This window comes from Limnohabitans sp. (genome assembly GCF_034680285.1).
Lineage (GTDB): Bacteria > Pseudomonadota > Gammaproteobacteria > Burkholderiales > Burkholderiaceae_C > Limnohabitans_A.
Window position 1 is genome coordinate 79,433 of sequence record NZ_JAXITC010000009.1, and the last position, 13,245, is coordinate 92,677.

Here is a 13,245-nt window from a genome sequence, read left to right on the forward strand (position 1 = left end):
TTCACCCCCTTTTTTTCGCGTAAACCCCGAGGCTTTTGGTGTCAGTTATCAGTCAGATCTACGGTAGACTGGCCCGCAGGAGAACCCCACATGAATGCAAATCCCATTTGGCTCAAGAGTTACCCGGAAGGCGTCCCCGCCGACATTGACCCGACCCAATACACCTCCTTGGTCGGTTTGCTCGAAGAGAGTTTTTCCAAGTTTTCAGAACGTGCTGCTTACAGCTTCATGGGCAAGGAGTTCAGCTTTGCTCAAACCGACCAGGACAGTCTGGCCATGGCGGCTTACTTGCAATCCTTGGGCTTGAGCAAAGGCGATCGCGTCGCGATCATGATGCCCAATGTGCCCCAGTATCCTGTGGCAGTGGCAGCTATTTTGCGTGCGGGTTTTGTGGTGGTTAACGTCAATCCTTTGTACACCGCGCGCGAACTGGAACACCAGCTGAAGGACTCGGGTGCCAAGGCCATTGTGATCATCGAGAACTTTGCCGCCACACTTGAAAAATGCATCGCCCAAACCCCTGTGCAGCATGTGGTGCTGGCGTCTATGGGTGACCGCTTGGGCCTGCTCAAAGGCAGCTTGGTCAATTACGTGGTGCGCAACGTCAAGAAGATGGTGCCCGCCTTCAATTTGCCACAAGGGGTTCGCTTCAATGATGCCCTGAGCAAGGGCCGCCAGCAAGCGTTTCGCAAACCCGAGCTCTCCGCCGATGACATTGCCGTGCTGCAGTACACAGGCGGCACCACGGGTGTGTCCAAAGGCGCAGTGCTTTTGCACCGCAACGTGATTGCGAACGTTTTGCAGTCCGAGGCTTGGAACCAGCCTGCCATGAAGCGCATGCCAGCAGGGCAGCAGCCCACTTCGGTGTGCGCTTTGCCGCTGTACCACATCTTCGCTTTCACGGTGAACATGATGCTGGGCTTGCGAATGGGCGGCAAAACCATTCTGATCCCCAATCCGCGTGATTTGCCTGCGGTCCTGAAAGAACTGTCCAAGCACACGTTCCACAGTTTTCCAGCCGTGAACACTTTGTTCAACGGTCTGGCCAACCACCCTGATTTCGGCACGGTGAATTGGTCGAATCTGCTGGTGTCTTTGGGGGGCGGCACGGCCGTCACACCCAACGTCGCCAAGTTGTGGCTAGAGAAAACCGGTTGCCCTATTTGTGAAGGCTATGGTCTGTCAGAAACCAGTCCCTCGGCCAGTTGTAACCTGACCATCAGCAAGGCATTTACCGGCACGATTGGTGTGCCGATCCCTGGCACCTTCATGAAGCTGTTGGACGATGATGGCCATGAAGTGACGACCCCGGGCATGCCTGGCGAAATCGCCATCAAGGGCCCACAGGTCATGGCCGGTTACTGGCAGCGTCCTGACGAAACAGCCAAGGTCATGACAGCCGATGGTTATTTCAAGTCGGGTGATGTGGGCACCATTGACGAGCAAGGCTTCTTCAAAATTGTGGATCGCAAAAAAGACATGATCTTGGTCAGCGGTTTCAACGTCTACCCCAACGAGGTGGAAGAAGTGGCCTCGGCTTGCCCTGGCGTGCTCGAATGCGCTGCCATCGGAGTGCCAGACGACAAAACCGGTGAGACGGTGAAGCTGGTGGTGGTCAAAAAGGACCCTGCCTTGACCGCCGAGCAAATCATGGCTTACTGCCGCGAGAACATGACTGCTTACAAGCAGCCTCGTATCATCGAGTTTCGCGATGAATTGCCCAAGACCCCTGTTGGCAAAATTTTGCGGCGTGAGCTGCGCAACAAGGCTTGACCTTGAGCTGGCGCAGATGCGCCGGGACGCAGACCAACGGCCACAAGTTCTCTTGTGGCCGTTTTCAATTCATACCAATTCTTAACCAAAAAGCAGGGGGCTGGCCATGGCTGTGATTGGCATCATGAGTGCCCTGCACGAAGAGCTCGCGGCTGTTCTGGCTGACATGCCGGATGAGCAACGGGTGACGGTGGCGGGCCGCGACTTTTGGGTGGGGCACTGGCAAGGCCATGCGGTCGTGGCGGTGCTCTCACGGATTGGCAAAGTGGCTGCAGCCACCACCGCTACGGTGATGCTGGAGCGTTTTGGGGTGGACGCTTTGGTGTTCACAGGGGCAGCGGGCGGCTTGGGGCAGGGGGTGCGCGTGGGTGATGTGGTGGTGGCCAGTGGTTTGGTGCAGCATGACATGGATGCTTCACCGCTTTTCCTTCGCCACGAGGTGCCCTTGTATGGGCGGGCGATTTTTGAGACGGATGCAGCGTTGTCGGTGCAATTGGCCGATGCTGCGCAACAAGTGCTGCAAGAAGCAGATCGGTTTTTGGGCCCAGACACCTTGACCCAATTTGAATTGGCCTTACCCCAAATGCACCGGGGCTTGATCGTCAGTGGCGACCGCTTTGTCTCGACCACTGCCGAAAGTCAGGCATTGCGAGAAGCATTGCCTGATGCGTTGGCGGTAGAGATGGAAGGCGCAGCCGTGGCGCAAGTGTGCTTTGACTATGGTGTGCCCTTTACAGCTGTGCGCACGATTTCGGATCGTGCCGACGACGCTGCACACACCGATTTCAATCGCTTTATCAGCGAGGTGGCCAGCCGTTACAGCCGAGCCATCTTGTCTGAGTGGTTGGCCAAGCGTTCCAGCGCTTGAGTGCGCTTTATTTGAGCCAACCGCGGCGGCGGAAATACCACATGGGCACCACCGCACTGGCCACCATCAGGGCCAAAGCGTAAGGGTAGCCCCAGGTTTGAGACAACTCGGGCATGTACTGGAAGTTCATACCGTAGAGGCTAGCGATCAAGGTGGGCGGCAGCAAGGCCACACTGGCCACCGAGAAAATCTTGATGATTTTGTTCTGGTTGATGTTGATGAAACCGACCGTGGCGTCCATCAAGAAGTTGATTTTGTCGAACAAGAAAGCAGTGTGCGAGTCGAGCGAATCGATGTCACGCATGATCTGGCGGGCGTCTTCAAACTGCTCTGCATTGAGCATTTTGGAGCGCATCATGAAGCTCAGAGCGCGGCGGGTGTCCATCACGTTGCGGCGAATCCGCCCGTTCATGTCTTCTTGCCGGGCAATCGCGCCCAGTACTTCGCTGGCCATGGCGTCGGTCACGTCACCCGACAGCACGGTGTTGCCTACTTTTTCAAGTTGGTCGTAAATGCCTTCGAGCGTGTCCGCTGAGTATTCGGCGTCGGCATCGAACAGTTTGAGCAGTACTTCCTTGGCGTCTTCGATCAGCCCTGGAGCCCGGCGTGCCCGCATGCGCAGCAGGCGGAACACGGGCACGTCCTCGTCGTGGATGGAGAACAGCACCCCTTGGCTGCGCAAGTTGGTGTTGTGCTGGTTCAAGATGAACGCACAACGGACCGTTCGGGGCTCATCATCGTCAGCGATCAAAAAGTCGGACCGAATGTGCAGCTCGCCGTTGTCTTCTTCATAAAAGCGAGCGGACTCCTCAATGTCCTCGTCCATCGCGTCTTCCGGGATGGAGAGTCCGAAGTATTGTTTGATCCAGCGCTTTTCTTCAACGGTGGGCGACTCCAGGTCGACCCAGATGGGCTGGAAACGGGAGAGTTCTTCCAACGACTCAATCTCTTCTTGAAAGAGTCGGCCGTTGACAAGGGTAAAGATGTTGAGCATGGCGAATCCGAAAAATGGCCAATTGCCAAAAGTCCAAAGGGGCGGCGTAGTGTGTTTTGCAGCTTTCGAACGTTGGGCGAGGTGCTCAGCGCGTTCGAAAGCTACCGACTCGGGGTAGTTTCCACGGCAGTGTGTCTCCAGAAAAATATTTGGCGGATTATCGCACCGGATAGTCTGCCAGGGGGGCTTTGCAGGCCGCTATTTCATGGCCTTGGGCGGCGGGTGTTAGATTCAGTCAATTCCCCTGCATCGACCCATGACACCACATTTGACCCCGCGGCGTGAGCGCTGGCTGCTCTTGATGCTGGCCGGCATCCAGTTCACCCATATTCTCGATTTCATGATCATGATGCCGCTGGGGCCGCAATTCACGGCCTTGTTTGGCATCAGCAACGCCCAGTTTGGGTTGTTGGTCTCGGCATACACCTTGTCGGCGGGCTTCTCGGGTTTGATGGCAGCCACCTACATTGACCGTTTTAGCCGCAAACAGTTGCTGCTGGTCATGTACAGCTTGTTTGGGCTGGCGACTCTCGCTTGCGCCTTGGCGCCGGATTATGTGAGGTTGATGGTGGCGCGTGTGGCTGCAGGGTTGTTTGGCGGGGTCTTGTCTGCCCTTTCCCAAACCATCGTGGCCGATGTGATTCCCTTCGAGCGCCGTGGTCGCGCCATGAGCGTGGTGATGACCTCGTTTTCCGTCTCCACTGTGGCGGGCGTGCCGCTCGGCCTTTTTTTGGCGGCGCATTTCAATTGGCATGCGCCCTTCGTGGGCATCGCAATGTTGGTGGGTCTGCTGGCGCTGGGGGCTTGGCAAACCTTGCCACGGCTGGATGCGCACCTGCACCACCCCGAAAGAGTGAGCGTCTGGCGCGGGATTGGTCAGGTACTGGCCGATCCCAACCACCTCAAGGCTTTTGCTGTCTCGGGCTTGATGATGTTTGCGGCATTCACTGTCATTCCTTACATCACCATTTATCTGCAGTCCAACGCGGGCATGCAGACGGCTGAGGTGCCCTGGATTTACCTTTGCGGCGGTGTGGCCACATTGCTGAGCGCACGCTATTTTGGCCGTCTGACGGATCGGGTGGGCAAGGTCCAGATGTTCCAGCGCCTGGCTTTGGCCGTGACCGTGCCCTTGATGGCCACAACACTCTCTCAAGGCCTGCCCCTTTGGGGCTTGTTGGTCATTTCGACGCTGTTCTTCACGGTCATGAGCGGGCGGATGATCCCTGGCATGGCGATGATTTCCTCTGCTGTCGAGCCTCGTTTGCGTGGTACGTTCATGACTTTGAATTCGGCCGTGCAGTCCGCTTCTATGGGTCTGGCCGCTTTGGTGGCGGGGCTCATCATCGGCCGAGATGCGCAGGGGCAACTGACCGGGTATTGGGTGGCGGGTTTGTTGGGGGTTGCCAGCAGCTGCCTCAGTGCTTGGCTGGCCGGTTGCTTGCGCTTGCATGGCACACCTGCGGCTCATGAAAACGCTTGAACCGGAGTGGATTTCGTTTCGCTTCAAGCAGCACGATAGCATTAAAAACAGCCTTTGACGCTAATCGCAGCGGTCTTATCAGGTTTAAATCAGGACGTCTTGCTTTTCCATCCTATGCGGCGCATAGTGGGGTTGAACCACCCCAACGGTGGTTTTGGAGCCCTGCTTCGGCAGGGCTTTTTCACCCTGAATCCATGGAGGCGACGACTATGAATTTGATCATCAGTGGGCATCATCTCGAAGTGACCCCAGCATTGCGTCAGTACGTCACGGGGAAACTCGACCGAATCACCCGGCATTTCGACCAGGTGGTGGATGTCAAAGTGCTTTTGACCGTCGAAAAGCAAAAAGAAAAAGAAAAGCGCCAACGCGCAGAATGCAACATCCATGTCAAAGGCAGCGACCTGTTCGCTGAAAGCGCTCACGAGGATCTGTATGCAGCCGTGGACGAGTTGGTGGATAAACTGGACCGTCAGGTCGTGAAGCACAAAGACCGCATCACCGATCACCACCACAGCGCCCCCAAACGCATGATGTGACGCGTTGGCTGTCCAGTTCCAACCAGGGCCACACTTTGTGGCCCTTTTTCTTGGGCGAGATGCACAGGCATATGCCTCCTCTGCACTGATGGCGAGGGGCGCACGAAAATATGTTTTAGAAGGCAAAAGTGGCGCCTCCCGCGCAAGGTGCATAATCCGGCCTCGACCATGAATCGTCTCTCATCCATATTGCCAGTTGCACAAGTTCTTGTCGGGGTGGAAGCCACCAGCAAGAAACGTGCATTCGAAGAAGCCGGACTTCTCTTTGAGAACCTGCACGGTTTGTCTCGTGCTTTGGTGACGGATAGCCTGTTTGCCCGTGAGCGATTGGGTTCGACAGGTTTGGGTCACGGCGTGGCCATCCCCCATGGTCGGATCAAGGGCCTCAAGGCGCCTATGGCCGCGGTCTTCCAATTGGCTAAGCCGATTGGTTTTGATGCGCCTGACGAGCAGCCGGTCAATTTGTTGATCTTTCTGTTAGTCCCTGAGGCCGCCACACAAAAACACTTGGAAATCCTTTCTGAGATCGCCGAATTGCTCAGCGACACTGTTTTGCGGGACAACATCAAGAACAGTACCGTTCAAGCCAATCTGCACCAACTGATTGCCCAGTGGCAGTCTGCCCAAACCGCCTGATGAACTGAATGGGGTGATTTGGCGATGAAACCAACCGTCATCAGCGCAGACCTCTTGTTTGAGGACCACCGTCAAAATCTCAAATGGCAATGGGTGGCAGGTTTAGGGGCTTCAGAGCGCCGTTTTGACGAGGTGGCTGTCCGCGAGGCACGTTCCGGTGCCGATTTGGTTGGTTATCTCAATTACATCCATCCGTACAGGGTGCAAATTTTGGGGCCACGCGAAGTGGCTTACCTGAGCAATGCCACCGCCGAAGACTGTGCTCGGCGCATTGCCCGCATTGTCACTTTAGAGCCGCCAGTGCTGGTCTTGGCCGACGGTCAAACCGCGCCAGACGCCCTGCTCTCCATGTGTGAGCGTGCCCAAATTCCGATGTTTGCGACCGAACAGTCGTCGGCTTTTGTCATCGATGTGCTGCGGGCCTACTTGTCCAAACACTTTGCCGACCGGTCCACCATGCACGGTGTGTTCATGGACATTTTAGGCATGGGTGTGTTGATCACGGGCGAGTCGGGCTTGGGCAAGAGCGAGCTGGGTCTTGAGCTGATCTCGCGCGGCAATGGGTTGGTGGCAGATGATGCGGTGGACTTGTACCGCATCAACCAAACCACCATCGAGGCACGCTGCCCCGATTTGCTGCAAAACCTGCTGGAAGTGCGTGGCATTGGTTTGTTGGACATCCGGGCTATTTTTGGGGAAACAGCAGTCCGTCGCAAGATGCGCCTGAAGCTGATCGTCCATTTGGTGCGAAAAGAGACTTTGGAGCGCGATTACGAACGCCTGCCTTCGGAGCCGCTGGTCCAGGACATTTTGGGCATTCCTGTTCGTAAAGTGGTGATCCAGGTGGTCGCGGGCCGGAACATCGCTGTGTTGGTCGAGGCCGCTGTGCGCAATACGATTTTGCAAATGCGCGGCATTGACACGTACCAAGACTTCATCGATCGCCAACGACGCGCCATGGAGTGAGCGCGGGAGCCCTCAACGCTGGCGGTGGGGGCAGGGGTTTTGTGTGCAGTGCGCGTAAAGACTCAACGCGTGGTCGGCGATCACAAAACCTTTGGCCTGCGCAACGGCTTGTTGGCGTGACTCGATTTCAGGGTCATAAAACTCTTCCACCCTGCCGCAATCGAGGCACACCATGTGGTCGTGGTGTTGGCCTTCGTTGAGTTCATAGACCGCTTTGCCACTTTCAAAGTGGTTGCGGCTCAAGATGCCCGCTTGTTCAAATTGCAACAGCACCCGGTACACCGTGGCCAAGCCCACGTCGGTGTTGTCCTGTAACAGGTGTCGGTAGACGTCTTCCGCCGTCATGTGTCGTTGTGCACCACTTTGGAAGACTTCCAGGATTTTCAGGCGTGGCAGCGTGGCTTTCAGACCATTGTTTTTCAATTCGTCGATTTGGCGCATGGTCTCGGGCATTTGGGTGGTTGCGAACGGTGCAGTCTTGAAGCTGCCGCTACAATGAGCTGATCATATCGGCCAGCCCTCAACCATGACAGCATCCCTGACTTTCTCTGCGACAGGCGCCCGCTTGGCCATGCTCTTCTTGTGTGCCGGTTTGGCCGCTTGTGGCAGCCTCTCCAACTTCACCCAAGACACGTTCAAGCCCTACATTCCTGAGGTGGTGCAGGGCAACTTTGTTTCAAAAGAACAGCGCCAGGCCATCACTCCCGGCATGGCGCGTGCACAGGTCAAGGACATCTTGGGTACGCCTTTGGTGACCAGTTTGTTCCATGCCGACCGCTGGGATTACGCCTTCAGCATCCGCCGCCAAGGTATCCCCCCACAGAGCTTTCAGCTCACTGTCTTTTTCAAAAACGATGTTGTTTCTTCGGTAGACAGCGGCGACTTGCCCAGTGAATCGGAGTTCGTTGATCGCTTGCAGGTTCAACGCAAAGCGGCCAAAGTTACCAATTTGCAGGCCAGTGAAGAAGACCTGAAGAAGTTTCCGGCCCCTCAAGTTGCAGCCCCAGTGCAGTCTGCACCTGCTTTGCCTGCCAGTTACCCCCCCTTGGAGCCTACACCCCGGTAAGGGCTGACTCACCGGGCTTGGTGCCCGTGGGCGTGCGAACTTTTCACAGAAACGACATGACTCAATTGACCCACTTGCCCATCACCGTGGCTGGCGCCTCTGGCCGCATGGGGCACATGCTGATCGAAGCCATTTTGTCCTCGGACGACTGCCGATTGGCCGGCGCACTCGACATTGCTGCAAGCCCTGCCTTGGGGCAAGACGCAGCAACCCCGCTGGGGCAATCCAGTGGTGTCTTGGTCACGTCAGATTTGCGGGCGGGCCTCAAAAACGCGTCTTGCTTGATTGACTTCACCCGCCCCGAAGGCACCTTGGCCCACCTGAAGGTGTGCCGCGAGTTGGGTGTGAAGGCCGTGATCGGCACCACCGGTTTCACCGAGGTGCAAAAAGCCGAAATCGCTGAAATTGCCACTGACATCGCCATCGTCATGGCCCCCAACATGAGCGTGGGTGTCAACGTCACGCTCAAGTTGCTGCAAATGGCTGCACAAGCCATGTCCACAGGCTACGACATCGAGATCATTGAGGCCCACCACCGCCACAAGGTGGACGCCCCATCGGGCACGGCCCTCAAGATGGGTGAGGTCATCGCGGAGGCCATTGGCCGCGACCTGAAAGAGTGCGCCGTGTACGAACGCTATGGCCACACGGGCGAGCGAGACCCGTCCACCATTGGTTTCTCCACCATTCGGGGCGGCGACATTGTGGGTGATCACACGGTGTTGTTTGCGGGTATTGGTGAGCGCATCGAAGTGACCCACAAATCCTCCAGCCGCTCCACCTACGCCCAAGGTAGCCTGCGTGCTGTCCGCTACTTGGCGACTCAGCAGCGCGGCTTGTTTGACATGTTTGATGTGTTGAGTTTGCGCTGAGTCTTCGGACATGTCACTCAACGATTTTTTGCTGCACAGTGACGCGATCAGTCGGTCGTTGGCTTTGCTGCTGTTGGTGCTGTCGGTGGGCAGTTGGGTGATCATGTTCTGGAAATGGCGTTTGCTGGCGCGTGTAGGACTCGACCTGCCCCGCAGCATTGCTGCTTTTTGGCAAGCTCCGGCGTTCGATGATGCGCAGCAGCGCGTGGCCCAGTTTGATCGCGATGCCTGCATCACCCCATTGTTGGCGGCGACTTTGCTGCCTGTGGGCGGTACTTTGGCCTCGGCGGGAGACCGCCATCCACAACTGACCCGTGTGTTGCGTGACGCCTTGCAGTCGGTGGTAATGCGCTTGCAGTGGGGGCAGGTTTGGTTGGCCACGGCAGGTGCCATCTCTCCTTTTGTCGGCCTGTTGGGCACCGTTTGGGGGATCTTCAATGCCCTCACCGGCATGGTCGATGGTGGGCCATTGACCATTGACAAGGTGGCGGGTCCCGTGGGGGAGGCGCTCATCATGACTGCGGCGGGTTTGGCGGTGGCGATCCCGGCGGTCTTGGGTTACAACGTTTTGGGACGTCAAATCAACCAAATAGAAGCGCAGCTGGAGGGCTTTGCCCATGACTTGCGCGCTTTGCTCGCCGAACCTCAAGCTTGATCCATGACCTTTGGTCGCCTCGAATCCCGTCAACCTGCTGCGCCGATGAGCGAGATCAACGTCACCCCTATGGTCGACGTGATGCTGGTGCTTTTGGTCATTTTTATCCTCACTGCGCCCTTGATGACCAGCGCCATTCGCCTGGATTTGCCACAAAGTGAAGGTGTTGAGCCGGGCGAGGTCTCACCATCGCTGTCGTTGGCGGTTGATGCGCAAGGGGCCTTGTTTTTGAACGACAAACCCATCACCCCCGAAGTCTTGCGCCTGCGCCTGGCGGAAGCTGCCCGCCGCAATCCCAATACCGAGCTGGAGCTTCGTGCCGACCAGTCGGTGCCCTACGGCCGAGTGGTCGAGGCCATGGGCTTGGCCCAAAAAGCCGGGCTGTCGCGCATTGGTTTTGTGGCGCAAACCCCGTCCACCCCCAAGCGCTGACTGGTAAAGCCCTCTCGCCAAGATGCACGATGCCCGGAGGGCGGGTGACTCGGGCAACGATGTTGAGCTTGCGTCTGAGGCGCCCGGGTCACCCATCCTGCGGGTCACCAGCGCCGGTCAATCCACCCAGAACAACGCCCGCGCCAGCCTACAATTGCAGACTATGCAAGACAAGTACAACCACCTCGAAGTCGAACCCGCAGCGCAGACCCGCTGGACGGCCCGCGATACCTACCGCGTCACCGAAGACGCCAGCAAAAAGAAGTTCTATGCCTGCTCCATGCTGCCTTACCCCAGCGGCAAGTTGCACATGGGCCATGTGCGCAACTACACCATCAATGACATGCTCACGCGCAGCCTGCGCATGAAGGGCCATAACGTCCTCATGCCCATGGGCTGGGACGCCTTTGGCCTGCCAGCTGAAAACGCCGCTTTGAAGAATGGCGTACCCCCGGCCAAATGGACGTACGAGAACATCGCGTACATGAAAAAGCAGATGCAGGCCATGGGCCTGGCCATCGACTGGTCGCGCGAAGTCGCCACCTGCGACCCGACGTATTACAAATGGAACCAGTGGCTGTTTTTGAAGATGCTTGAAAAAGGCATCGCCTACCGCAAGACCCAAGTCGTCAACTGGGATCCTGTGGACCAGACCGTGCTAGCCAACGAGCAGGTGATCGACGGCAAAGGCTGGCGCACAGGTGCCCCGGTTGAAAAGCGCGAGATCCCGGGTTATTACCTGAACATCACCGCTTACGCCCAAGAGCTTTTGGACCATGTGCAGATTGGCAACGACAAGGCCACGCTGAACGGCTGGCCTGACAAAGTCCGCCTGATGCAGGAAAACTGGATCGGCAAATCGGAGGGCGTGCGCTTTGCGTTCCCGCACGACATCAAGGATGCCTCTGGCGCTTTGATCGGCGAAGGCAAGATGTACGTCTTCACCACCCGCGCCGACACCATCATGGGTGTGACGTTTTGCGCGGTGGCTGCCGAGCACCCGCTGGCGCTGCATGCTGCGGCCAGCAACCCTGCTTTGGCAGCGTTTTTGGAAGAGTGCAAAACCGGTGGTACGACCGAGGCCGAAATGGCCACCCAAGAAAAGAAGGGCATGCCCACAGGCTTGTTCGTCACGCACCCTTTGACTGGCGAACAGGTTGAGGTTTGGGTGGGTAACTACGTGCTCATGAGCTACGGCGACGGCGCGGTGATGGGTGTGCCTGCGCATGACGAGCGCGATTTTGCGTTTGCCTTGAAATACGCGTTGCCCATCAAGCAGGTTGTTGCTGCACGAGCTCCGGCCTTGTCGTCGCCTGCGTCGGGCGCCTCAGACGCAAGCTCAACATCGTTGCCCAACGCTGGCAACGCCAAGGCCTCTGTGGTCTTCGATACGACCGCATGGTCCGAGTGGTACGCCACCAAAGACGGCGTTTGTGTCAATTCTGGCGAGCTCGACGGTTTGACGCAAAAAGCCGCCGTCACCAAAGTGGCCGAGTTGCTCGCCGCCAAAGGCCTGGGCGAGAAAAAAACCACTTGGCGTCTGCGTGACTGGGGCGTGAGCCGTCAGCGTTATTGGGGCACACCGATCCCGATCATCCATTGTGACGAGCACGGCGCAGTGCCGGTTCCTGAAAAAGACCTTCCCGTGGTGCTGCCGCAAGACTGCATCCCCGACGGCTCAGGCAACCCGTTGCACAAGCACGAAGGTTTCCACGCCGGTGTGACTTGCCCCGTGTGTGGCAAAGCGGCCCGCCGCGAAACCGACACCATGGACACCTTTGTGGATTCGTCCTGGTACTTCATGCGCTATTGCGACCCGACCAAAGCCGACGGCATGGTGGGCGAGGGCGCAGATTATTGGATGCGTGACCAACAACTGGCCACGGGCGGCAGCGGCATGGACCAGTACATCGGCGGCATCGAGCACGCGATCCTGCACCTGCTGTACGCCCGCTTCTGGACCAAGGTCATGCGCGATCTGGGCCTGGTGAAGGTGGACGAGCCCTTCAGCAAATTGCTCACGCAGGGCATGGTGCTCAACCACATTTACTCGCGCCGCACCGCCAAGGGCGGCAAAGACTATTTCTGGCCGCACGACGTGGAGCACGTGCTCGATGAGACGGGCAAAGTCATCGGTGCCAAGCTCAAGAACGAAGCCGACAGCGGCGACGGTCGCCTGCCCGTGGGCACGCCAATAGACTACGAAGGCGTGGGCACCATGTCCAAGTCGAAAAACAACGGTGTGGACCCGCAAGACCTGATCGAGCGTTACGGCGCCGACACCGCACGCCTGTACACCATGTTCACCGCACCGCCTGAGGTGACGTTGGAGTGGAACGACTCGGCCGTGGAAGGCAGCTACCGGTTCTTGCGACGGGTCTGGAACTTCGCGTTCAAGCACCACGAACTGTTGCGCTCGGCGACCAGCCAAGACCTGAGCCAAGCCGGTTTGGGCGACGCGGCCAAAGCGCTGCGCCGCGAGATGCACCTGGTGCTCAAGCAAGTGGGTTACGACTACGTGCGCATGCAATACAACACCGTGGTGTCTGGTTGCATGAAGCTGCTGAACGCGCTCGAAGACTTCAAGCCCGATGGCAGCGCAGGGGACACCGCCGCCTTGTGCGAAGGGGTGTCGATCTTGACGCGCATGCTCTACCCTGCCTGCCCGCACATCACCGACGAAATTTGGCAGCAACTGGGCTATGCCAAGGCTGTGGGTGAGTTGCTTGATGCACCTTGGCCTGTGGTGGACGAGTCGGCCCTGGAGCGTGACCAGATCGAGCTGATGCTGCAGATCAACGGCAAGTTGCGCGGGTCTATCCTCGTGCCCGCCAGCGCGGACAAGGCCCAGATCGAAGCCGCTGCCTTGGCCAACGAAGCCTTCGTCAAGCAAGCGGCAGGCGCCGCGCCCAAAAAGGTCATCGTGGTGCCGGGCCGTTTGGTCAACATCGTGGTGTAACC

The 13,245-nt window shown here is 57.8% G+C and carries 13 protein-coding genes; 11 read left to right on the forward strand and 2 right to left on the reverse strand.

What is annotated here, in order from left to right; translation table 11 throughout:
* Positions 1-90 precede the first annotated feature (90 nt).
* Together SWE17_RS09095 and SWE17_RS09100 are read left to right on the forward strand one after the other, a co-directional pair.
* On the forward strand, positions 91-1,773 hold the full coding sequence (locus tag SWE17_RS09095; RefSeq protein ID WP_322992785.1) for a long-chain-fatty-acid--CoA ligase: 1,683 nt from the start codon (positions 91-93) through the stop codon (positions 1,771-1,773).
* 106 nt (positions 1,774-1,879) lie between these two features.
* Positions 1,880-2,641, forward strand: coding sequence for a 5'-methylthioadenosine/adenosylhomocysteine nucleosidase (locus tag SWE17_RS09100; protein ID WP_322992786.1), 762 nt, complete (start codon positions 1,880-1,882; stop codon positions 2,639-2,641).
* Positions 2,642-2,648: 7 nt separating this feature from the next.
* Here SWE17_RS09100 and corA read toward each other — a convergent pair whose 3' ends face one another.
* Positions 2,649-3,635 (reverse strand): magnesium/cobalt transporter CorA, encoded by a 987-nt coding sequence (gene corA / locus SWE17_RS09105; RefSeq protein WP_322992787.1) that lies wholly within the window; start codon positions 3,633-3,635, stop codon positions 2,649-2,651.
* 256 nt (positions 3,636-3,891) lie between these two features.
* On the opposite strand from corA, the gene SWE17_RS09110 reads away from it, so the two are divergent.
* The 4 genes from SWE17_RS09110 to hprK all read left to right on the forward strand — a co-directional run bounded on the left by SWE17_RS09110 (position 3,892) and on the right by hprK (position 7,259).
* Positions 3,892-5,118, forward strand: coding sequence for an MFS transporter (locus SWE17_RS09110; RefSeq protein WP_322992788.1), 1,227 nt, complete (start codon positions 3,892-3,894; stop codon positions 5,116-5,118).
* A 209-nt stretch (positions 5,119-5,327) separates the two neighbouring features.
* Positions 5,328-5,657 (forward strand): ribosome hibernation-promoting factor, HPF/YfiA family, encoded by a 330-nt coding sequence (hpf, locus tag SWE17_RS09115; protein WP_100118000.1) that lies wholly within the window; start codon positions 5,328-5,330, stop codon positions 5,655-5,657.
* Positions 5,658-5,825: 168 nt separating this feature from the next.
* Positions 5,826-6,293 (forward strand): PTS sugar transporter subunit IIA, encoded by a 468-nt coding sequence (locus SWE17_RS09120; RefSeq protein WP_322992789.1) that lies wholly within the window; start codon positions 5,826-5,828, stop codon positions 6,291-6,293.
* Positions 6,294-6,317: 24 nt separating this feature from the next.
* Complete coding sequence (gene hprK / locus SWE17_RS09125) at positions 6,318-7,259, forward strand: HPr(Ser) kinase/phosphatase (RefSeq protein WP_322992790.1); 942 nt, start codon at positions 6,318-6,320, stop codon at positions 7,257-7,259.
* 12 nt (positions 7,260-7,271) lie between these two features.
* Here hprK and fur read toward each other — a convergent pair whose 3' ends face one another.
* Complete coding sequence (gene fur / locus SWE17_RS09130) at positions 7,272-7,700, reverse strand: ferric iron uptake transcriptional regulator (RefSeq protein ID WP_322992837.1); 429 nt, start codon at positions 7,698-7,700, stop codon at positions 7,272-7,274.
* A gap of 85 nt (positions 7,701-7,785) precedes the next feature.
* On the opposite strand from fur, the gene SWE17_RS09135 reads away from it, so the two are divergent.
* The 5 genes from SWE17_RS09135 (at position 7,786) to leuS (ending at position 13,243) form a co-directional block, all read left to right on the forward strand.
* Positions 7,786-8,325: an outer membrane protein assembly factor BamE gene (locus tag SWE17_RS09135; RefSeq protein ID WP_322992791.1), complete on the forward strand. Its 540-nt coding sequence runs from the start codon at positions 7,786-7,788 to the stop codon at positions 8,323-8,325.
* 56 nt (positions 8,326-8,381) lie between these two features.
* Positions 8,382-9,197 (forward strand): 4-hydroxy-tetrahydrodipicolinate reductase, encoded by an 816-nt coding sequence (dapB, locus tag SWE17_RS09140; protein ID WP_322992792.1) that lies wholly within the window; start codon positions 8,382-8,384, stop codon positions 9,195-9,197.
* Between the two features lie 10 nt (positions 9,198-9,207).
* A complete protein-coding gene (locus tag SWE17_RS09145; RefSeq protein ID WP_322992793.1) occupies positions 9,208-9,852 on the forward strand; it encodes a MotA/TolQ/ExbB proton channel family protein in 645 nt (214 codons plus the stop codon).
* Between the two features lie 3 nt (positions 9,853-9,855).
* On the forward strand, positions 9,856-10,284 hold the full coding sequence (locus tag SWE17_RS09150; RefSeq protein ID WP_322992794.1) for a biopolymer transporter ExbD: 429 nt from the start codon (positions 9,856-9,858) through the stop codon (positions 10,282-10,284).
* A 163-nt stretch (positions 10,285-10,447) separates the two neighbouring features.
* Positions 10,448-13,243, forward strand: coding sequence for a leucine--tRNA ligase (gene leuS, locus SWE17_RS09155; protein WP_322992795.1), 2,796 nt, complete (start codon positions 10,448-10,450; stop codon positions 13,241-13,243).
* The last annotated feature ends 2 nt before the right edge of the window (positions 13,244-13,245 follow it).